Consider the following 23402-nt stretch of genomic DNA (forward strand, 5'->3'; position numbering starts at 1 on the left):
AAAGATGTTGCTAATATTTAAAAAACGAGTTCGCGAGATAGGAAATAGACACAGATCTCTATCTGGTTTTATTTCAAGTGAAAAAATTAATAAGGATGTCGTTTTTGAATCTTCCTTAGAGCGTGACTTTATAATTCTACAAGAATTTAATGATGCGGTATCTTGTTATTTAGAACAACCATTTAAAGTCAAACTAGCTAATGATTTATCATACACCCCAGATTTTATTATAGAATATTTTGATGAATCTCCTGAGGTTGTGGAAATTAAATATAGTGATGATCCATTGCTAAAGGATAAAAAGTATTTGGAAAAACTAGATTTAATGAGGGAATTCTGCAAAAAGAATGATTTTAGATTCAGTTTATATACAGATGTCGACATACGAGTATTGAATGATGAATATCTTAATAATTTGATGCATCTAATAAATTATCGAAATATCTACTCGTTTGATATTTATTCGCAGGATCAAATGAATAAAATGAAAAGAAAGATGTCCAAAATTCTTGACTTTTTGGTGGATGAAGGTGAAATGACGATAAAAAATCTTCTGTTTAAGTTAAAATTACTAGAGGAGTATCCCGGTGAATTATTATTTTACTTATGGTATCTTATTGCAAATAGATTTATTTCTTGCGATTTGCACTCGAAAATAAATTATGACACTAAAATATGGAAAGACTAAATATATATAAAGGTGCCAAAGTTAGTTTTAGAAATAAGCCTGCCATAATATTAAGGATAATCAATTTAGAAGAAGTTACCATTGAAGAAGTTGATTCTTCTGTAATCCGGACCGTTCATTTGTCTGAATTAGCTTCAATTTCTAAAGAAAATAATATAAGTGAATCATCCACACCAATTGATTTATTATCAGAAAAAAGGTCAATTATGGCTAAAAAAAGGTTTAATATAATTGAACCAATATTATCCGATAGACAGAACTTTTCATTGATTAAAGAAATAGCTGAAAAACATAATGTTCACTTTACCACTATATATCGGTGGATTAAAATTTATGATAATTCAAAGACTATTTCTTCATTAGCCGGAAAAGTGCGAAGTGGGGGGAGAGGAAAATCAAGACTTGCAATTCATGTTGATGAAATAATAAAAGATGCTGTTGAAGAATTGTATTTGAGAAGTTCAAAGAAATCAATAAATAGAGTAATTAGAAAAGTGATTTCTGAATGCAAACGATTAGAATATGATCCTCCCCATCCCAATACGATAAGGAATAGAATAAAGTCTGTTCCAGCTGAAGTAAAAATCAGGAAAAGACACGGAGCGTCAGCTCATAGAGATAAATTTCAACCAATAAAAGGTTCTTTTCCTGGAGCTGATTTCCCATTATCAATAGTTCAAATCGACCATACCAAGCTTGATGTGATTTTGGTAGATGAACATTATCGGAAGCCCTATTTAAGGCCTTGGATAACAGTTGCTATAGATGTGTATAGTAGAATGGTTTTAGGGTTTTATTTAAGTTTTGATCCACCTGGTGAAATTGGTACAGGTATGTGCATTGCAAAGAGCATTTTGCCAAAAGAAAAATGGTTGCAAAAATATAACCTTAAAACAACTTGGCCATGTTGGGGAATAATGAAAACAATTCATTTGGATAATGCAAAGGAATTTAAAGGAAAAATGCTAAAAAATGCTTGTGAAAATTATGGAATTAATGTGAGTTATCGGCCAGTTAAACGACCGAATTGGGGAGGTCATGTTGAAAGACTATTAGGGACATTATCTAAAGAGATTCATGATTTACCAGGCACAACTTTTTCAGACCCTAAGTTACGTGAGAATTATAATTCTGAAAAGAATGCTGCATTAACCATTTCTGAATTGGAAAAGTGGTTATTAATGTATATCACTGAAATTTACCATAAGAGAATACATAGTAGTATTCGATGCTCTCCAATTGAAAAATTTGAAGAAGGAATATTGGGTACAGAAAATAAAATAGGAGTAGGTCATTATCCTAGAATAAAAAATGAAAGAAGACTAATTTTAGACTTCATGCCATTTTTCGAACGGACTATTCAAGAATACGGGGTAGTAATTGACCATATTCATTATTATGATGAAGTATTAAGACGATATATTCATTCTGAAAAAAATGGATTAAAACGAAAGTTTATATTTAAAAGAGACCCTCGTGATATCAGTACCATATATTTTTATGATCCAGAATTTGAGGAATATTTTGATATTCCATATCGGGATACTTCAAATCCACCAATATCAGTATGGGAATACAATTCAATTATTAAGTCCTTGGATCAGCAAAGAATAGATATTGATGAGGCTAAAATTTTTGAAGCTTATTCTTTAATGGAAGAAATCGAGCTTGAAGCAATAAAGCAAACCAAACGATTGAAAAGAACCTCGCGATATGCTGATAAGCGGGATATAATAAATGCTGAAATAGAAAAAGAGAATGAGCCAGAGGAGAAAATTAGTTTATCAAATTTTGCTAAAAAACGTGATATAAAACCATTTGACGATATTGATTATGGATCATTTAAACTCTAAGTTAATTGAATTTGTAAGAAAGGCAAGTGATCAGGAAAGGATTGAGTCGATTAGACAAAGTCATTGGATTGGTTATCCGGTAGCAAAATCGATATTAAAAGGATTAAATGATTTATTAAATTATCCTCAGGTGCATCGAATGCCCAATTTGCTATTGGTAGGTGATTCAAATAATGGTAAAACGGCCTTATTAAATCAATTTGGTCAATATCATCAATCATTTTTAAATAAAGAGACAGGTGAGTTAATTGTACCTGTTGTTCTAATTCAATCGCCACCGGAACCAGATGAAAAGCGCTTTTATAATTCAATATTAGAAACACTTTATGCACCCTACAAAACTTCTGAGAATGCAGAAAGAAGACAACAACGAGTCATCCACTTGTTAAGGAAGTTAAATACAAAATTATTAATTATAGATGAGATACATCATATTCTAGCTGGGACTATCGGGAAACAAAGAACGTTTTTAAATGTAATAAAATATTTATCCAATGAGTTAAGGATTTCAATAGTGGGGGCAGGAACAAAAGATGCATTTAATGCTATTCAAACTGACCCACAGTTAGCTAACAGATTTATTCCTAAAGTATTACCTAAATGGACTAATGATGAAGATTTTCTAAGGTTGCTGTTGAGTTTTGAAACAGCTCTACCATTAAAGAAACCTTCAAATTTAATAGAAGGAAGCCTAAGTCAAAAGATTTTGTATATGAGTGAGGGCTTAATAGGTGAAATTTCAGCTATTCTAGAATTAGCCTCTATTTTAGCCATAGAATCAAAAATTGAAAAGATTAATTCAAATGTATTAGATAACATAATATATATCAGGCCTTCAGATCGTAAAAAAATGATTCACCGGTTATGAATTTCAATAATCCAAATAGAATTTGGCCAGGGTTTATTCCTCCGGAGGAAAATGAATTATTTTCTAGTTGGCTAATGCGTTTAGCTAAAGAACACCATACAAAAACGTATACATTTAGTAAGTTTTATTTTGGCAATATGCCTATATGGAATCGTGATATTGATTCACTTACATCAAAACCAATAATTGATCAAATTTTGAAGCATACTGTTTTGACAATTAACCAAGTCAAAAAGATGTTCCTTAGCTCATATAATGAAAAATTATGTTATTATTTTAATGCAAATGGCTATTCTCCTGGAATATTAAATTTGGGTTTATATCATCGAAAGCGAATTAATAAAGGGTTGGTATGTTGCCCAAATTGCTTAAGACAAAATATTCCTTATTATAGGAAGGAATGGAGATTAGTTACTTCAATAATATGTTTAAAATGTAAATGTCATTTAATTGATCACTGTCCAGAATGTGGAGCGGGTATTGCATTCCATCGGCTAGAATCAGGGTACAAAGAAGATGTGTTAAGGTACCCACTTAATTCTTGTTGGCAATGTAAAAGTAGTTTATGTGAAGATATTACCTGGGTAAAAAGTGAGGACTTAATTAAATATCAAACCTTTTTTAATCAAACAATAGAATTTGGATATAATAAATATTGTTCATATTCATTTTTGTATTTTCCGATATACTTATCATTAGTTCAAAAGCTCTTTTCCAGTTCAAGTATTTTTAAAAAATATCAAGATGCAATTGGATATGAAATGAACGAAGAATTGTGTTTAGAAAAAGGTATAAATGTCCATAATTCTACTTTAGAGCAACGATTGCCAGCATTAATTGGGGTTTATCGTATAATGGATAATTGGCCAAATAATTTCATAATATTTAGAAAGAAATATCAAATTGGAAGGTGCTACCTAACCAAAGATATCAATTTATCATGTTGTGTTAACGCAATACCGTATTGGTATGAATTAGGTTTTCAAGACTCTATTTAATTTTTTATCTATTTTTTTTATTGTGTGATTTACTATTTCATCAATTGTTGAGTGCCCCATAGTTTGATGTTTTATTGATTGGACAAATTTGACTTGGTGTTTATATAAATATGGGTCCTTCTTATCGTATATATTCACCCAATTGATTCTATCTTGTGCAATTGACCTTGTAATATTATAAATGTTTAAGCTGTCAATAGGGAAAAAATTGATATTGTGTAAAATGCCAGTAAATCCTTTTTGAAATTCAATCAAATAAAAATTTTTGTCTTTAAATACAATATGTATGGTGTAAAAGGAGTATTCAACGTTATCGATTATAATTCGATCTGGAGTTGGTTGATCAATTTCTTTTATTTTTACGAATTCAGCTTGATATTCTTTTATTTGATTCAGGTTATCGTTTAACAACTTGAGGTATTCATATCTGTTATAACTACTTATATTTTTATCGTTTTCTATTATCAATTGCTGAGAATTATTGTTTGAATCTTTATTTATATCTAATGAGAAATTATCAATGTCAATTTCTAGCGGAATCTTCTTGGTAGATATATTATTTTCTTCAGCCAAATTTTTAATGAATTCAACTGGGATTTCATGCTCTGGTAACGGTTGCTGAAGTTTGACCTTCTTTGAGTTAATCAGACTGTTACTATTTGTAGGCTCAGAAGTGATTTTGATAATTTTTTCTGGATCCTTTTTGTTTCCTTGTTTTTTTTCTCCAGAATTAGCTTTAGGTTTTCTCTTAGTTTGAGATTTATATTTTGGAAGAATATTAATTCTATCAACTAAAATTGATTTTGCTACATTTTCATCACTAATAATATCATAAACTAGGAATAGCTTTCTGTTAGATTGTTTTATAAATTTCCCTCTTACATTTAACAAACATTCATTATATGGCAAAAAAGAATTTAAATAGGTATTTAAATTACCGGTATTGATAAGCGTTTTTCTCAAATTAGACCCAATCATTGAAAGTGCTTGTTTTCCTAAATCATCTTTTGAGAAAAAATATGGTGCAAATGTTTTAATTGTATGTTTTTGAATAATTGAATTATCATACAAAACTTCTCCAACTTTCTCTTCATTTTCAGTTAATGGGGGAGTAGACTCAATTATATCTGAAATTCTATTTTCAATAATGTACTGAGGAAATTGTGAATCTAGAAAAAAGTAGTATTTACAAATTGTATGAATTGGTAAAATGGCGGTATATTCATTAAAAACTGGATGCTCCCCATAAAACTTATAATATTTAAAACCTTCTGTATTATCCGGAAATGGATATTTTGTGTTTTCATCCAATTCTAAAGGCTTGGACGTAGCTTTATATCTGTTTGGGACATAAATTCTTAGTTTATAAGGATTCTCATATTGAGCAGGAACAGTTACCAATTCTCCATTATCATTAAAGATTGTTCCAATTGTCAGAAAATGTAAAAAGTTGACAGGGAGTAATAACTTGATTTGATGACCTAAATTGAAATCACTTATTTTATCTGAATTTTTAAATGAATTAGTGAAATAAAACTCATTCAGATATGCTCTTTCTTTATAAACCGTTTTGCCTATCCAGGATAGAAACCACCATTTTCCCTCACTATTAGGAAACCTTAATTGTATATCATTCATGTTGATTGGTTGAAGTATTGATTAAAAAAATGAGAGACAATTATTATAGGTGGATTTTATTCTAATTCACTTAGTAATTTTATTATTTCAGATATTTCATCTTGTTGAAAGTGAGTTTTAATCATTTTAACCACACTCTTAGGCTGCTTGGTTGCTTTTATCCTAGGCTTAACAAAGCCGGCCTCAATAATTGCAGCATTAACACTCAATTCCTTCATTTCAATTTTATGTAATAGATCAGGACGTTCTTTTTCTAATCGCATCAATTGGCGTTGTTTCCCCGTTTTTTTAATTGAAGTATGATGGTCCGTCATACTTTGATGGGATTTACCGCTTTCTCCTGTTAATGCTTTTGCTAATTCTAATTCAACTTCTTCATACCCTTTACATAAATCGTTAATGAATTTCCACTCACTCTGAAGACCCCATGGACGTGGAGCTTCGATAAAGTCAGGAAAAAAATTATATTCTCTAGTTTCCAATAGTCCGCTTTTAGGTTTTCTTATTCTCCACTTATCTTCTTTTAGAATTCGAAGAATCATATTAGGTACTTCATGTCTACTATAGCTAACATATTCTATTGCCTTTTGAATATTTTCAATTAACTCACTCATTATTTTTTATTCAATTTAAGAAACCATTGTTTACCATATTCAAGTTTTTTAATTAATTGTTCCTCAGTAGCCATATTACTATAAACTACACCTATTCGTTTATTTAATTCATTATGTACAAATTTAATTACATCAGGAGTAGGCTTTCCTCTTTTAAGTTTATAGGCAATTTTTCCAACGATATCTTTTATTAGTTTTTTATTGTCTTGTTTCCTTTCGGTTATGCTTCTAAATTCATGAGGTCTTTCTTCGGGAGTTGATTTTCCTTCCATAATTTTCAACTCCTTCCATGCAGCTAGAATAATATCTTTACTTGCACCAATTTTTGCAGCTACCTTTGTAGCAGTAAAGTCTTCATTTGCATCCCAAAAACTTGCATCATAGACATTTCCTGAATCAATACTTTCTGCTTCTAAAACAATGTCTTCTATTGAAAATAAAGGTGAGCCACCACCGATTCCATTTCTTTTTTCGGTTTCTTCAATAATCTCTTTGTAAATATGAGCGATTTCATCTTTTACTAATTGAGCATTTTCCAGAAGAGGTTTGTAGTCAGCCATATAAAAATAGCAAACATCGTGATTATTTTCAAAGTGTTTTGGATTTCTAACACCTCTTCCCATTACTTGAATAAACCTAACTGTTGTTAAGGTATTACTGGCATAAAGAATGACTCTAATTCTAGGAATGTCGACACCTTCAGAAACCATGTTTATACTTATTATCCACGGAACGGTTGAATGTGTGAATTTTTCTATTTTACGACTTGAATCTCGATCATCTGAGGTCACTATCTCAACAAATCCTGGGCCAAATTCATCATATATACGAGTATAAAGTTTTTCTGCATCAATTATTGAATTACAAACGATTAACCCTGCATAGTTTTCATTTCTAAAATCATTAATTTCATTTAATTTTGCATTAGCCTTTATAAAGGATTGATAGACCCAACAATTTCCTTCGGGTTTTACACTAATAATTTGATTATAAAATTTTTTACCATCTATATCTGGAATTGTATTTTCATCTAGAATTGATGTTCCATCAATAGTTATTGCTGAAGCGCTTTGACGTTGGAAAATTGTAGGGCAAACTTCTTTATCATTTACAGCTTGACCATAAGTATATGACATATTAATACCGACAAGCTTAAACTTTTTTATGCCATTCTCTTCAAACTCTTGATAATCTACGAATGGGATTGGGCTATTATCATTTCGATCCGGAGTCCCAGTTAATAGCAATTTAAAACCGCATAATTCACCAATCCTTTCTATTCCATCTCCCCATGCTTTACTATTACCAGCATGATGTACCTCATCCACTATCAATAATGTTCGTTCATTAATGAATTGGGTTAATAGTTCAATATTTCTTTCAGTAAGAATTTGATAGGTTATACTTATGCCTTGACAATCTCTAGGCCAGTGATGTTTAAACTTATAATCGTGATCAACCCTTATTTTAAAAATCTGTTCCATTTTTGCTGCCCAATTTCTTTTTATATTTTCCGTTGGACTAACAATTATTACAGAGTCGAAGTAATTATGACGTAATAAGTAGTTAAATAAATAAGATGCATAGATTGTTTTTCCACTTCCAACGCCGGCAACACATAAAAATACAGTGCCTTGTTGATTATGATAAACTTCTTTGAAGCGTTCAAAGCCTTCCCTTTGCCAATTTCTTAATTTTAATTCTTTAGCCTTCATATTAATTAAGTTTGATTTTCTTTTGTTACAGTCTGGGCATAATGCTTGAGCATTATTCATATTTGTTTCCCCTCCTTTAGAATATGGGATAATATGATCTGCCTCCATTTTATCTAATGGTTGCCCACAATTTTTACAAAACTCAGAGATATACAGTAGCGCATGGCGCTGTGAAGTGCTAAAAAACCGGTTCATAATAATTCGATTTAATCACCATTCAACTTTACTGTTGACCTTTGATTATCATTAATATAAATAAAAATTTGATTTTGGATAGATTTTTTGATCAATTATTTTGTTTTTACTTCAAATTCGATATAAAGTGTGGGTATATCCCAATAGATGAAATATTTTATTTTAATAAATGAATTGGTTAGTCTGGAATTAGGATTTATTGAATGGTCCATTTAAAGTGTTAAATAAAATTATCTAAACGTAGAATATTTATTTAGCTTTTATTATTACAGTCAACACATATGTGGTAATTATTTGGTTTTCAATTTTTTGTAAACTTATTATTTCATGGTTTATTCTAGTTTTGGCTTTAAAGTGAAAATAAAATTAGAATTATTGAAACTATTATCGGTATATGTCGTAAAGGAAATATATGTCCTATTAAAAAAAATAATTGTATATATAGGACATTTTTATTATGTTTGCTAATAAGATTTTGTTTAATAGACATATTTGGCAATCTTCTTATTAGTGATAACAAAGAAAGACATGACAACTAAAGATAATATTGTAGTATTTGCTTCAAATCTTAGCTTGCTAAGAAGGAATGCTGGTTTGACTCAAGCTCAATTAGCAGAGAAAATCGAAGTTAGTTCTAAAACAATTAGACGATATGAGAGTGGGGAAGCTTATCCTAATATGAAAGTTGTGTTATCATTGTCTTCAAAATTGAAGGTGAAAATCGAAGATTTTTTTAATGAAAACCTAAAGCAACATTTGTTAGAAAATAATTTTTCGATCGTAGATACATATCATCATAATCCAAAGTTCAATCTTAATCGAGTTAATTATCGAAGTGGAGTTGATTTACCAAGTGAGTTGACTGATAGTATTAAAAGTGCAACTGTTGATCGGTTATTGAAGATTAATGAGCTTTATGATATTCTTAATGTTGATATAAAATTTAATAATCCACTAAAAAATGATAAGCCTATTAAATCAAGAGTTGATGCTGAAAAGGCAGCAATGAAGGTAAGGAAAAAATGGGGTTTAGGACAAAGTCCAATTGTTTCTGTAATAACTACTTTAGAGAATCATGGTGTTCATGTGATTGATTTTGATTCACCAGGTGAATTTCAGGGATTGAGTGCCTTTGTCAATGATATTCCAATCATAGTATTGAATAGTTCGGTGTCTGAGACAACCAGAAGAAGGTTTACTGCAATGCATGAATTGGGACATTTAGTATTGAATATGGGTGTCGATGACTTTAATGAAATAGAAAATTTTTGTGATGCATTTGCTGCGACAATGTTGATGCCCAGAAATTTATTATTGCTTGAACTGGGTGAAAAAAGAACGAGAATTTCAAAAGCTGAGTTAAGGACAATTAAAGAGAAGTATGGGATTTCTGTTCAAGCATTGTTAGTGGGGGCAGTTTTGTCTGATATTATTTCTTGGGTTCAATATCAGGAGATGAAGAATGAATATTCTTCTGATTTAGGTGAATATCTAGGCAATGAAAAATCAACACAATTTGAACAGTTTGTGTTTAGAGGTATTGTAGAAGGACATATTTCAAAAGATAAAGCAAAAGAATTATTGGGGATTGGTTATAAAAAGTTCAAACAAACCTTAGAAAGTGCACTTGGATGATTGAGATTGTAGTTAACGATATTGATTTACTATTAAAACTTCGAAAGGGAGGATTTCTTTCAGAAGATCATAATTTTAAATTTATAGTACATCAAAATAAATGGGAAAAATCTGATAGAATTGATCAGTTGTACTTAGACCCTTATATCAATAAGGGTATTATTTTGATTGATGAATGTGATAGGATGAATATTTCAGAGGTGTTTATTTTATCGGATAAATATAGTCTATTAAAATATACCATTTCTGACTTTATGTCAATTCAACTTTGCCTAAATCAAGGGAATAGGTTGCTTTCAGAAAACTTAGCAATACGGAAAATTGCACAAAAAGAAAATATTGAAATTATTAGTTATGAACAAATTACTCAGGTAATTATTAGAAAAATATCGTATGTAAAAGTGTTAAAATAAATAAAAAAAGAAACCAGGTGTAAATGTCCTGGCTTGCTTTTAATTCTTGAAATCAAGGGTTCGCAGCCCTTGATCTATTTGATTGATTGTACTGCAAATATACACTTCAAGACGTTAAAATGCAAGCCTTTATTGTTCAATTGCCTTTGCTTGCGATTTGACTTTCAGACATTTCCGAGGAATTAATAAAAAATAAAATTTTTTCAAAAGCGAAAAGATATAAGTAAACCTATGTCTTCTTAAAAGCATAAACTTAAATGCAAAAGGCATTAAGAAGAAAAATAAATCTCTAAAAACAAGAGGTGAGATGTCTAATAATAATTAATAAAACTAATTAAAAAGAAAAATGAATTATAAGATTCAAATAAATAATAAAGTATATGATGTTCCGACGGAACATCTTTTAGGTAAAGAGATTCTTCAAATTGGTGGATATATGGATCCACAGGAGGCAGATCTTTTTTATGTAAAGAAAGGGAATCAGCAAGAATTAATTTCATCTGATCAAAAGATTGATCTTTCTGATCCGGGAATTGAGCGATTTAGAATAAGACCTAAAAAGGTAAAGGATGGATTAATTGAGGGCGTAAGCCCTCTTTTATCTAAGGATATTGATTTTTTAAATAAAGAATTCGATGGTCAATGGAGCATTTCATTAGATAGGAATAGAAAGATATTAAAAATATCAGATTTTGTACTCCCTGCTGGATATGTTCAAAATAAATCAGATTTGATTATTATTATTCCACCTATGTATAACGCTGTTCAACTGGATATGGCATATTTTTCTCCTGGACTTATAAGGATAGATAAAAAAAATATAATTGGAATTACAAACACGAAAATGGATGGCAAACCTTATCAACAATGGAGTAGACATAGGACACCAGATTGTTCTTGGGATTCAAGTGTTGATTGTGTTGAAACTCATATTGATTTAATTAGATTTTTTCTGAAGGAGGAGTTGAAAAGATAATGACAACATTTAGACTAACAAAAAAGTTACATGATGAAATGATGGAATTTCTTTTCCAAGATGAAAATGAAAGTGCAATGCTAGGCTTATGTAGCTATAATACTTTTATGGGACAAAATTTCATTATGTTACATAGGTTAATAAAAGTACCGCATGAGATATGCGAAAGATATCCAAACTTCATTTCTTGGCCTACAGAGTTTTGTGATGAATATCTTGATACTGCCTTAACTGATAATATGACTTTGGTGAAGTTTCATTGTCATCCATCAGATTATAGACAGTTCTCAACTACAGATGATTCATCAGATGTACAATTATTTGATTATTTCAATGCTTATTTTAATGACGGGAGACCAACAGCAAGTTTGGTAGTCGTTCCTAATGGCTTTATGTTTGGAAGACTAATTTCTAATGAAGGAAAGTTTAATAGCATTGATAAAATATCAATAATAGGCGAAAGACAACTATATTATTCAGATGATGATAATGTTGTATTGCCGGAATTTCTAATCAGAAATAAACAAGTATTTGGTAAAGCTACAACCGAGACTTTAAGAAAGTTGAAAATTGGTGTTGTAGGTTGCAGTGGGTTAGGATCACCTACTATTCTGGAGTTAGCCAGAAGTGGCGTAGGTGAATTGATAATTGTGGATGATGACACAATTGAAATAGAAAATTTGAACAGGATTTTTGGAGCGTCACTAAATGATATTGGTAAAACTAAGGTAGAGTTTTTTAAGGAAAAGATAGAGTCTTTCGGCCTTAATGTAAAAGTTACTGGTCTCAATGAGAATATATGTAAATCTCAATTATCATTGATGCAATTAAGTACATGCGATCATATATTTGGTTGCATAGATAAATATCTACCGAGAGAGATTATCAATAGGTTAACAACTTTTTTTATTATTGGTTATACTGATCTATCTGTTGGCTTAAAGCCAGATGGAGAAGGAGGTATTAATAGTATGGTAGGTTGGGTTCGTTATCTATTACCAGGTGGATCTTCATTAATGACCAGAGGTATGTATAATTCAGTCGATTTGGAATCTGAGGCACTTGAATTATTTTCACCTGAAGATTATAAAATAAAGAAACAAGCAGGGTATTTAGCTGAAGTTAACGAAGGGAGTCCTACAGTGATATGTTTGAATACTACAGTTGCTTCTTTAGCAGTCACTGATTTTCTACATAGGATTCATGGATTTAAATATAAAAAGGAGTTAGGTTTCTGTATAGATTTTTGTGAGAATGTTATTGAAGAAGAAGATGCTTTTCCCGAAAATTTAATGCTAGCTGATTCAATAGGCAAAGGAAAAACTAGTCCATTTCTTGATTTGAATTTTTATTAAAAGGAACATGAGGATTTTAAATTTATTATTGTACTATAACTATCAATATCTAAACATCAATAATAATTTGGATATGGTTGATTGACTTGTGGTATCAAAATAAATAGTAAAAAATTGCAGCAATAAATGTTAGTTTGTTCTCGGAACATCTTCATTTATTGCTGTTTCTTATATGTTAAATTAAAAACACACAATCGTTATTAATTAAACTATGTTACTACTTTTTATGTGGCGCTCAGTTCTTTAAGATTTTGTATTTAAATAATGTTACTGTTTTAACTAATGATTAAATTGTAACATGAAGTCGATAATTTATACCAGGGTATCTTCAAAAGACCAATCCACTAAAAGACAGTTAAATGATATGAAGTCAATCTCTGGCTTTGAGGTTGCCCAAGTTTTTTCAGAAAAAATTTCCGCTTTCAATAAATCTTCATTTCACAGGCCAGTTCTCCAAAAAGCTCTCTTGTATGCATATGAAAATGATGTTAAATGTGTAATGATTTCTGAAGTATCCAGAATAGGTAGAAATACAGTTGATGTATTAAATATAATTGAAGATTTAAAACAACAAGAGATAGCGATCTACATACATAACCTAGGAACAACAATTAATAAAGGAGACCATTCTGGAAATATATTTACAAAACTCATTGTTACAATTATGGCTGATTTAGCTAGACTTGAAAGTGAACAATTGAGTTATAGAATAAAATCGGGAATAAGGGCTAGGAAAGCAAGGGGGTTAACTACTGGAAGAAAAGTTGGTTCAAAAGAATCTGAGGAAAAATTTCTTACCAAGCATCAAGATATAATTAAGTATTTATCCAAGGGATATTCATCTCGTGAAATTCAAAAACTATGTAAATGTTCACCAAATACTATCAGAAAAGTAAAAATGAATTTAATTACCATTTAATTAAATGGTATAAAAGAAAAAGGAAAAGTTTTGAATAGTTTATTTATTTTCATTCACAATGTTTTTTTATTACCCTTTTTATAAAAATGGAGTTTTAATTTTTTAAAAAAAATGGCACTTTTGAAATACTTTTTAAATTTATTATCATTTCTAAAGTTTTAAAAAACTGAAAATAAATTTTACTTACAAAGTAAATTTAGAATAAATAAAGTGGATTTATATTTTTTCATTTTATAATTGAATTTTGAATAAAGGAAAAGCTTCAACTATGAATAATTTAAGAGTCGAGAAAAATACGGATTTTGAAATTTTGGGTAAAACTACAAAAGATAAGGTTCAAAATACTGAAACTGAAGAGCTTATATTTGGAATTTGCTCAACAATAGGATCGTCTAAGGAAATTGTTATAGATTCACTTAAAAGACGTTTGAAAGAGTATAATTATGATGTGGAAATTATTAAACTTAGTGAATTTATTTTAGAGAATACAAAGGATGAACTAAAGAATATAGATGGCAAAACTGCTATGTATTCAGAAATCCAATTTAAAATTCAACAAGGAAATAAACTAAGAAAAAATTTTAGTCCTTCTATTTTAGCAGATTTAGCGATAGAAAAAATTCATGGAGAAAGATTAACTATAGATGGGGAATTAGTTACTGATCCTTTAAGATTTAAAACTAGACGAATTTGTTATATTATTGATTCAATTAAAAATAAGGAGGAGTTATACTTATTTCGTTCTATTTATAAAGATTTATTTTACATGTTTGGAATATTTTCTCCATTACAAGAACGAAATGAATATTTACTCAGAAAAGATTTATCTCAAGCTGAAATTGATGAGCTTATAAGTACTGATAGCTTTGAAAATAATACAGAAGGTCAAAATGTGAGAAATACATTCATACATGCTGATTTTTTCTTTCGAATGTCTAATAAATTAAAAGCTGAAATTGATAAAAAAACAGAAAGATATTTGCATTTAATATTTAATAGTTCCATAATAACACCTTTGAAACAAGAAAGAGCAATGTATGATGCTCAATCAGCTGCAGGAAATTCAGCTTGTTTATCTAGACAGGTAGGAGCTGCTATAGTAGATACTGAAGGTAATTTAATTTCCAAAGGTTGGAATGATGTACCTAAGTATGGAGGGAATTTATATGATGAAAATGATGTAGAAGATAATAGGTGTTTTGTTAAAGGTTATTGTAGTAATGATTCTGAAAAAACTAAAATGGCCGATTCTATTTTTGAAATTTTTGATAAGAATATTGCAATTAGTGATTTTTTAGAAAAGAATCAGGAATTAAAAAGGGAATTAAAAAATATATTGAGAAATTCATCTAGAGTAAAAGATTTAATTGAATTTTCTAGATCTGTTCATGCTGAAATGCATGCAATAATTAATGGTAGTCAATTAGCTGGTTCTAAAATGAAAAATGGTAAATTATATTGTACTACTTATCCATGTCATAATTGTGCTCGGCATATTATAGTTGCAGGTATAACAGAGATTTACTACATTGAACCATACATTAAAAGTTTATGCACTTCTTTACATGAGGATGCTATAACTGAAGATGAAAACAGTGAAAATAGCAAAAAGGTTAAAATTTTGATGTATGATGGTGTGGCTCCAAGAAGGTATTTAGAATTTTTTACTAAAACTATTGAAAGAAAGAACAAGTTGGGTCAATATGAATATAATAAAATTGAATTAACAAGATTTAAACCTAAAACCAAGTTATCTTTGCAAGCATTAGGCACTCTTGAGCAACAATCTGTACATTCTTTAAATCAAATGGGTTTTTATGATGGAAAATAAAGAAGAAAAAAACACACAACTTACACTTGATTTTTCTAGAAATCTAATTAATATAACTAAGCAAGCTAAAATTGTAAGTTTTAGTTCATATACTCAGAAGGGAATTGACAAAAAGGTTATTCGTAATCAGATAATAGAAAATACCAAATCCTTCTGAAGTAATTGTAACAGGATTTATACGGTTTTTTATCCAGGTTTTATTTAGTGTGTCTAAATTAGATATATATTATTTTATTAATTCCTGAGGCCGTATTTTAAGGTTTTTTGAATTATATAAATTTATCTAATAAGATAAAAAATATTAAATTTGACACTCCAATTTAAATCGGATTATTGAACACTTCAATAGAACCCCCAGGGATGATACATTGAATGCTTATATATTTTAGAAACTTTATCAAGTAAAACTACTCACCGAATTATTTATGATTATTTCTTTGGTTGATCCTATGAATCTCTTTATGGGCAAATGGAAATTAAAAATCTCTGCAAAATCAATTAAAGTTGTAACTATAAACTCAGCCCCAAAAAGGTAGGGTTTCAAAGATGGTATGAAAAGTTTATAGCATATTTTCTGACTATTCAAATCTTAAATACTTTCATCCCTTTTGTTAAAGTTAATGATCGCTATAAGACGATTTATAAGAAGATGTTCTTAGGAAAGTTAATTTGGATATTGGTATTAATATTTGCCTTATGGATTTTATAGTTAAAATGTAAAGAAGATTTCCAATTCTACATAATTTAAAGTTCGTTTTTATTCTTGGATCTTTTTTTGTTTATAAACAATTCAAAAGATAATAGAGCTTATTTTTTATAAATATGTGATTGTTAGTGACTTACAATTACAATTAATCCATGTGTTTTTAAAGTTTATTAAATTTTATTCTTTTCTTAAACTAAAGTGGGTTGATTAATTTGTGGCTTTTTTTCAGAATTAATAAAAAAAGTTGTTACTTTTGAACGGGCTTTCAACTATCATTTATTAATTGAATTTATCATAATAAATGTTTTAACTATGAAGAGAATTTTTTTTTTAGTAATTAAGATATGTCTAACCATATTAGTAATTGCTTGTTCTAAAGAGGAAATAAAACCTACTAATTCTACAGGCACACTACCTGAAGAAACTCAATCAGGGCTTGGTACATTTGGAGCATCTATTAATGATGTGAAATTTAATATAGTTGAAACTTCTGACATCTATGCAAAAATAGATGAAGAGTCAGGAGAATTAATTATTTATGGAGGATTAAAAGTGCCATCTGAGGGAATAGATCAATTTATAATTATAAGATTACTACCACCATTTACTGAAAATAATATTTATAATATTGGTATAACTTCGACGACTGAGGCTATTGCATATTATCAATGGATTTTACCTGAGCCTGGTAATTTTTTTGATGCAAACCATATTGTCTCTGGTGAGCTAGAATTAAAAAGATGGGATTTAGAAAATAAAATAGTGTCTGGAATATTTAATGTGAATTTTGAAAAGAATAATGAAACATTGGATATAAAGGATGGTAGATTTGATTTAACTATTTCAAATTAAATTTACCTTTAGTATTGAATATTAATGATTAAATATATGTTGTAAACTATTAAAAGAGCTAATTATGTTAAAACAGATGATTTTTTTGGGGTTATTATTTTTCACAATTCATGTGTCTTTTGGACAAGATAGTGTGAAAGTAAAGGATGATGAAAAGGTGAAGTATTTATTAACTAAACATGATGATTTTTTATCACTGAGTAAAAAACAAGAAAAGGAGTTGTTGACCATCTTAAAAGATAGACAAAAGAGGATTAAAGAAGATGGTAAGGAAAAATATGTTCTTGCTGATCTTGAGTTGTTTAATAGAGAGTTCTACGATAAATATTACTCTATTTTAACAGATGAACAACTATTAAAACTCAAGAAATATAAAGCTAAAACACACAATTCTAACTCTTATTATTTAAAGGAAAAAAGTAAAAAAATGTCGAAAGATGATAAAGCGACAATAAATAAAGAAGATGCTGAATTAAACTTTTAAAGCGTATGAAAAATATTAAAAATATTTTCTTTTTCATGCTTCTTTTAACTGGATGTGAATGTGATGATGTAATAGAAGAACCTAGTTCTGGGTTACCTCCGATTTCTGAAACTGGTAAAGATTTTATAGCATTTAAGTTAAATGAAGAAATATTTATAGCTGATGGTTATTATCAATATTCAGAATATAATGATAATGGAACGCCATTTTATTTTATGATTAATGCGGAAGAAGATTTTAATCGAAGAGAAGTAAAACAATTTTTTAACTTGAAATTTTTTGATGAAATAAGTCAAGGTGATTCAATCTTATTAAACCAAAACCAAGGCATTGATTTTGAATTTAACAATGTTTATCCAACACCTCAGGTAATTTATACACATGAGAATATTGTTGATGGGTATGTTAAATTCTCAAAAGTTGATCATGAAACTTTTATAATATCTGGCACTTTTGATATGACCTTAGAAAAAGAGGGATTTAAAACTTTAGAAATTAAAGAAGGACGATTCGATTTTAAATACAAATAAAGAGCAACAAAATTAATTACTATGAATAAAATTTTATACTTGGGATTAATTTATCTCATTTTTTTTAATGTTTATGGTCAGCAAGACACATTAATATTAAGTTCAGGAAGTGGAGTCATAGATGTCTCTATTTTACAAGATCAAAGATCTGGATATGAATATAGAGCAAATACTACATATGGTTCACATCAACGAATTGAAGCTACAGCCTGGACAGTATCAGGACAAAAATATTTTTATCGAACATTGTTGAAGTTTGATTTATCTCAAATCCCATCGGGCTCTACAATTTTAAGTGCAAAGTTAAAGCTTTATAGTGACCCAGCAGTAACTTCAAGCTCTGCATATAATGGTAATAGCCAATTAAGCGGTTCAAATGCAGTAAATCTCGAAAAAATTACCGAATCATGGAATGAGACAACTGTTACTTGGAACAATCAACCTAATTCTGATATTTTGGAATCTGTATGGGTTCAACCCAGCTCTACTACAACAGAAAATATAGAAATAAATATTCTCGAATTTGTAAATGAGTGGTTATCGGATCCATCCTCTAACTTCGGCTTGAAGTTTAAATTAGATAATGAGGTATATTACAGGGCGAGAAATTATGCAAGTACCAACCACCCAAATAGCTCAATTCATCCAAAGCTTGAAATTATCTATTCTACAGATGGAATAGAATATTCTGATTTATTTCAAAATAACATTGACCATACTTTTGAATTTGTTGATAGATCTGAAACCCAAACAGGTTTATTAAAAGAATATGGTTTAGATCATATCAATTTAGAAACATTTAATGGCCAGGAATCTGATTCAAATGTGGTAAGTATGGATCAGGGTTTGAGAATTTATTCTTCATTGTATTCTATGCAGTTTTATAATGATATAGGAATGCTTACCCCAGATGAATTTCAACAAAAAATAAAAACCAAAGCGTTAGAAAATACTGATGTAACTAATATAGTATCTATATATTACGAATATGATATTATAAAAAACGATGCTTTCTTAAATTCTTTGTTTGAAGTTCAAAATGATCAAATTTATGATGTTGATGGAAGACCAACTAGACCTTATGAATTAAGAGAGACATTTGCAGTTTTTCCTACACGTCATTATTTTGAAGGGAAGCAGCAAATATTTAGATTTTCAAGTGAGCTCTATGAAACGAATACAACAAAAACACTAACTAAAATTTCGGCATATTTTAATGATGGGAATGGATTTAGTGATTACCAAATGGATCAGGATATTGTGATCAATTACCCAACTGATGGACAAAAAACATTAATATTTTCATTCCATTATGATGATGGGACTGTTAAAACTGTTAGTAGTAAAATAGTTATAAATAAAGCTTCTCCAACGAATTATAGAGGTTATACTATCTATAGTCAATATCCTCCAGAAATGGAGATTGTGGGTACCAGACCGTATAATGGAGAAGTGAAAAAAGGCCTTGTGACTCTTCTTTTTAGTCCTGATGGTATATTTGATAAGCCATTTATTGTTGTGGAAGGTTTCGATATTTGGAAAATTAAGGATGAAACTAATCCTTATCTTAATAATAACTATGAATCAATGTTTTGGAGGTCAAAAGATGGAGGGTTAAGTGTACAATTACCATCTGGAAAGAATTTTATTCAGGAATTATCCGATCAAGGTTATGATTTGGTTTTCGTAGATTACGATGATGGAACAGCGGATATTAGGCAGAATGCATATATGTTTGAGGAAGTTCTCAATTGGGTAAATCAAACAAAAGTTGGTACACAGGAGAATGTCGTGATAGGCTATAGTATGGGGGGATTAGTAGCAAAGGTTGCTCTAAGAGAAATGGAAATGAGAGGTGATGATCATCAAGTTTCTCATTATATAAGTTATGATACACCTCATTTAGGAGCTAATGTACCAATTGGAGGACAAGCGGCAATAAAGCATTTGACTGGCATTGGAGTTAAGCTAGGACTTCCTCCATTATTATTAGTCAAAACACCTTGGAAAATTTCTGACTTTGTTCCGGAATTAAAAGAATTAAATGTTGGCTTAGCATATGCAGATTTACCTGCTGCGAAACAAATGATTATTAATAGAGTCGTGGGTGGTGGAGACAATTTAGAAATTGATAATGGTATCCATGATTCCTTTGTGAATTACCTTAATAATACATTGGGTATGCCACAAAATGCTAGAAATTTAGCAATTTCAAATGGTTCAGAATGTGGTGGTGATATTGGGTTTACAGCTGGGGAATCTTTTGCTGATGGAAAAGGTTTAGTTTACAATCCAAGCTATTGGCAGGGGTTAGCATTTGCTGGACTTGCTTTTACAAATTATTATAAGGCGAGTGGTGGAATTTTTCTAAATGTATTTTCAACAGATACAGATGTAAATTTCCGAACAGATATACGATCAGCTAAAACCAGCGGAGAGCGGGTTTATCTAGGAGAACTTGAAATTTATAGAGAAATTCTATGGGGTTTAGGGCATGATACTGATGTGGTTTTTAGTAAGGATTATAGACCAGAAGGGATTAAGATCCAGCCATATGATAATGCTTCAGGGGGACTTTTTGATTTAAGTACACTTGAAATAGCAGATACCTTACCAGGAAACATCCCAGTGGATATAAAGAAATTTTCTTTTGTTCCTGTAATTAGTGCTTTAAATATCGGTCAAGGAAATTTAACTGTTGATGAATCTGATTTATTCAAATCATATAGTCAAATTAGGGAGCTTGATCTAAGCGAGTACACAGATTTTGATAATTATTTTATTACAGCAGGTAACACACCTCATACAAAAATGACTAAAGAGTCTGCTGATTGGATACTAAAAGAAATAACTACTAATAATAGTTTTTATAGCTGCTATTCAACTTGTGGTGATCCGAATATTTTCCAAATTGCAGGTTCGTCCAGTATATGTGGAGAGGAAACTTATTTTATTGAAGGTGTTTCTCCAAATGCTCAATTAAACTATTCCTGGTCATATAGTAATACCTTAGATTATATATCAGGGCAGAATACAAATAGTTTGACTGTAGTGCCTAATGGAACAACTGGTCCCACGTATGTAAAAGTTGTGATATCAGATAACTGTGGGAGTATGCCGGAAATAGTAAAGGAAATCACCTTAGGAAGTCCTGATGTTTCTCAAACAGGAGTATATGGTAATCAAAATATATATTTAGGAACAATTAGTTCGGTTACAGTTCAAAATCTTCCTGAATATACAAGCTTTGATTGGGTAATTCCACAAGGATGTTCTACTGATAATTCAGGTAGGTTACGTTGCTGGAATGAGATTTCAAATAGTAGTCCTAACGGATTGACATACACGGCAGGTACTTTAGGATATCATAATATTACTCTTCAATTATCCAATGAATGTGGAACTAAAAGTGTTTCTCTTCCAGTAATTGTTTCGGATAATACTCAACCGTTTTCAATGTCTACTTCAATTTCTCCCAATCCGTCAGACGATGGTAATTTTAATGTTACGGTGAGTGATAGTAGTGAACCTGAAACCTATGGTTCAAGATTATCATCCTCAGAGACTCAAAACACTTCTATCAATTCTTCAAATATTAAGACTTCTCAAACTTCGAGGATAAATAATACAATTTTTGATGTTGAAGTAATTGATTATAATGGTGTTCTAATGTATAAGAATACATTTTCTGAATCAAATTTTACAATGAATCTTCAAAATTTACCTGATGGAAATTATTGGGTGATTATTACTATTGATGGTCAACGATTATCTGAACAACAGATTATTTTAGATAGACAATAAAATTATTTTATAGCCTCCTTTTTGGGAGGCTATATTTTTTTTGTATTTATTTTTTTAATAAGATGAGAAAAATAATCTTTATATCTTTTCTATTTATTGTTTCATATTGCGCTTTTGGACAATATGCCAAAAAACCATCTTTTTATATTGATCTTGGTTTGGATCATGGTAATTATGCTGGAGCATCTTTTACTTTGAATTTTATAACAAAAAATAATTTAGTTTTTAGTGGTTTTTATGCCTTTTATCAAAGGTATCCTAATTGGCTTGATAAAAGTTCTATTAATGCTCTAACACCGTATATTGTTCCGAAAGAAAAAAATCATAACATTGGGGTATCTTTTGGGAAAGGGTTCTACTTAAATGATATTGAAACTATCAGGTTCAGTGTTAATGGAGGTGTTGGATTTACAAAACTTTACGATCCTATCTATAAGGAGAATATTTCTATAGATAATGCGGAATTTTCAGAATCGTTTTCTCCTGCTTTATATTTAAACCCACGTTTGGAATTTCCATTTTCAAGATATTTTGGTTTAGGTGTTGGTTGTAGAATGACTGCAACTAAAGACAGATACTATTTTGGAATATCCACATCACTATTAGTTGGATCCCTTAGAGAAAAAAAGATTAATAATTAGAATAAGATTTTTGATTTGATGATCTAAATTATTTCTGGAGAGTAAGTGTTTGTTATAAGATCTTTTACCTAAGAATTATTCCTCACCCTTTTTAAACTTGCAATTTATTATTTATTTTTTTCAATGCTACTTAATTGATGAAGTATGATGGACCATCATACTTGCTCTGTGGTTTTGTTAAAATTATTTTTTTTACTAATACTTCAATTCTCTGGTTCGGTTTTGTGCTATTCATCACAGGTCTTCCTCCGACTGGCCAAATAACAATTCCTCGTTCCATTTTAAAATAACTATTCGGGCTTTTAACCAATACAGAAGCTCCTATTATTTGAAAACATATGATGTCTTTTAAAAAAATGGTTCCCATAGCTAGTTTTGATTGGTCAAAAAGATCCCAGTCCAGATCATTGTTGATCCTGACAACCAAGGTGCTTTTCATCATGTCCGCTCTTTATTAATAAGTCTGTGAATATATATATATTAAGTAATAAAAAAAGCCCGGCGGGGAGCCAGGCTATAGGAATTTATCAACTATGAATATTATGAATAGAGAGCTATTCATAAAGAGCTATGCAAATATATCATTTTCAGGACGAAAGGGAAAAAGAAATTTGTAATCTATATTCAGCAATTATTGATAGGAATTCTTAGTCATTCATTTCCTGTTTTCTTGTTAACCTTATTCTT

At 29.8% G+C, this 23402-nt stretch carries 20 protein-coding genes; 16 read left to right on the plus strand and 4 right to left on the minus strand.

The genetic code is table 11. The annotated features are described in order from the left end of the window. The first annotated feature begins 4 nt into the window (after window positions 1-4). The 4 genes from HH304_RS18035 to HH304_RS18050 are packed head-to-tail and all read left to right on the plus strand — an operon-like array spanning window position 5 to window position 4407. The gene (locus HH304_RS18035) at window positions 5-688 is read left to right on the plus strand and encodes a TnsA endonuclease N-terminal domain-containing protein (RefSeq protein WP_169684677.1); all 684 of its coding nucleotides are present in this window, start codon (window positions 5-7) and stop codon (window positions 686-688) included. After that, window positions 676-2541, plus strand: coding sequence for a Mu transposase C-terminal domain-containing protein (locus HH304_RS18040; protein ID WP_169684678.1), 1866 nt, complete (start codon window positions 676-678; stop codon window positions 2539-2541). Before HH304_RS18035 ends, HH304_RS18040 begins: the two co-directional genes overlap by 13 nt. After that, on the plus strand, window positions 2522-3409 hold the full coding sequence (locus HH304_RS18045) for a TniB family NTP-binding protein (protein ID WP_169684679.1): 888 nt from the start codon (window positions 2522-2524) through the stop codon (window positions 3407-3409). Before HH304_RS18040 ends, HH304_RS18045 begins: the two co-directional genes overlap by 20 nt. Then, window positions 3406-4407, plus strand: a complete 1002-nt coding sequence (locus HH304_RS18050) for a TniQ family protein (RefSeq protein ID WP_169684680.1) — start codon at window positions 3406-3408, stop codon at window positions 4405-4407. Before HH304_RS18045 ends, HH304_RS18050 begins: the two co-directional genes overlap by 4 nt. Here HH304_RS18050 and HH304_RS18055 read toward each other — a convergent pair. The 3 genes from HH304_RS18055 to HH304_RS18065 are packed head-to-tail and all read right to left on the minus strand — an operon-like array spanning window position 4384 to window position 8569. Beyond that, the gene (locus tag HH304_RS18055; RefSeq protein WP_169684681.1) at window positions 4384-6045 is read right to left on the minus strand and encodes a hypothetical protein; all 1662 of its coding nucleotides are present in this window, start codon (window positions 6043-6045) and stop codon (window positions 4384-4386) included. The two genes, HH304_RS18050 and HH304_RS18055, sit on opposite strands and share 24 nt — an antisense overlap. 56 nt (window positions 6046-6101) lie before the next feature. Next, entirely contained in the window at window positions 6102-6659 is a 558-nt protein-coding gene (locus HH304_RS18060; protein ID WP_169684682.1) for a hypothetical protein, read from the minus strand. Next, on the minus strand, window positions 6659-8569 hold the full coding sequence (locus HH304_RS18065) for a DEAD/DEAH box helicase family protein (protein WP_169684683.1): 1911 nt from the start codon (window positions 8567-8569) through the stop codon (window positions 6659-6661). The genes HH304_RS18060 and HH304_RS18065 overlap by 1 nt, the downstream gene beginning before the upstream one ends. A 528-nt stretch (window positions 8570-9097) precedes the next feature. Here HH304_RS18065 and HH304_RS18070 point away from each other — a divergent pair. From HH304_RS18070 to HH304_RS18125, 12 genes are all read left to right on the plus strand, one after another. Beyond that, window positions 9098-10204, plus strand: coding sequence for an XRE family transcriptional regulator (locus HH304_RS18070; RefSeq protein ID WP_169684684.1), 1107 nt, complete (start codon window positions 9098-9100; stop codon window positions 10202-10204). Next, window positions 10201-10617 (plus strand): hypothetical protein, encoded by a 417-nt coding sequence (locus HH304_RS18075; RefSeq protein ID WP_169684685.1) that lies wholly within the window; start codon window positions 10201-10203, stop codon window positions 10615-10617. Before HH304_RS18070 ends, HH304_RS18075 begins: the two co-directional genes overlap by 4 nt. Window positions 10618-10963: 346 nt before the next feature. Then, window positions 10964-11593, plus strand: a complete 630-nt coding sequence (locus tag HH304_RS18080) for a multiubiquitin domain-containing protein (RefSeq protein ID WP_169684686.1) — start codon at window positions 10964-10966, stop codon at window positions 11591-11593. After that, window positions 11593-12948 carry a ThiF family adenylyltransferase gene (locus tag HH304_RS18085; protein WP_169684687.1) on the plus strand — a complete coding sequence of 452 codons (1356 nt, stop codon included), beginning with the start codon at window positions 11593-11595 and terminating at the stop codon, window positions 12946-12948. The genes HH304_RS18080 and HH304_RS18085 overlap by 1 nt, the downstream gene beginning before the upstream one ends. A 298-nt stretch (window positions 12949-13246) precedes the next feature. Next, on the plus strand, window positions 13247-13867 hold the full coding sequence (locus HH304_RS18090; RefSeq protein ID WP_169684688.1) for a recombinase family protein: 621 nt from the start codon (window positions 13247-13249) through the stop codon (window positions 13865-13867). 268 nt (window positions 13868-14135) lie between these two features. Further along, on the plus strand, window positions 14136-15698 hold the full coding sequence (locus tag HH304_RS18095) for an anti-phage dCTP deaminase (protein WP_169684689.1): 1563 nt from the start codon (window positions 14136-14138) through the stop codon (window positions 15696-15698). After that, window positions 15685-15855: a hypothetical protein gene (locus tag HH304_RS18100; RefSeq protein WP_169684690.1), complete on the plus strand. Its 171-nt coding sequence runs from the start codon at window positions 15685-15687 to the stop codon at window positions 15853-15855. The genes HH304_RS18095 and HH304_RS18100 overlap by 14 nt, the downstream gene beginning before the upstream one ends. 861 nt (window positions 15856-16716) lie before the next feature. Further along, complete coding sequence (locus tag HH304_RS18105) at window positions 16717-17256, plus strand: hypothetical protein (protein ID WP_169684691.1); 540 nt, start codon at window positions 16717-16719, stop codon at window positions 17254-17256. A 64-nt stretch (window positions 17257-17320) separates the two neighbouring features. Beyond that, window positions 17321-17740 carry a hypothetical protein gene (locus HH304_RS18110; protein WP_169684692.1) on the plus strand — a complete coding sequence of 140 codons (420 nt, stop codon included), beginning with the start codon at window positions 17321-17323 and terminating at the stop codon, window positions 17738-17740. 5 nt (window positions 17741-17745) lie between these two features. Further along, complete coding sequence (locus HH304_RS18115; protein ID WP_169684693.1) at window positions 17746-18270, plus strand: hypothetical protein; 525 nt, start codon at window positions 17746-17748, stop codon at window positions 18268-18270. 21 nt (window positions 18271-18291) lie between these two features. Further along, window positions 18292-22074: a DNRLRE domain-containing protein gene (locus tag HH304_RS18120; protein ID WP_169684694.1), complete on the plus strand. Its 3783-nt coding sequence runs from the start codon at window positions 18292-18294 to the stop codon at window positions 22072-22074. A 62-nt stretch (window positions 22075-22136) separates the two neighbouring features. Continuing rightward, window positions 22137-22715 (plus strand): hypothetical protein, encoded by a 579-nt coding sequence (locus HH304_RS18125; RefSeq protein WP_169684695.1) that lies wholly within the window; start codon window positions 22137-22139, stop codon window positions 22713-22715. 130 nt (window positions 22716-22845) lie between these two features. Here the strand turns inward: HH304_RS18125 and HH304_RS18130 are convergent, their stop codons facing one another. Beyond that, window positions 22846-23157, minus strand: coding sequence for a hypothetical protein (locus HH304_RS18130; protein ID WP_169684696.1), 312 nt, complete (start codon window positions 23155-23157; stop codon window positions 22846-22848). Window positions 23158-23402 lie beyond the last annotated feature (245 nt).

Origin of the sequence: Marinigracilibium pacificum (assembly GCF_012926615.1) — a bacterium.
Classification (GTDB): Bacteria; Bacteroidota; Bacteroidia; order Cytophagales; family Cyclobacteriaceae; genus Mangrovivirga; species Mangrovivirga pacifica.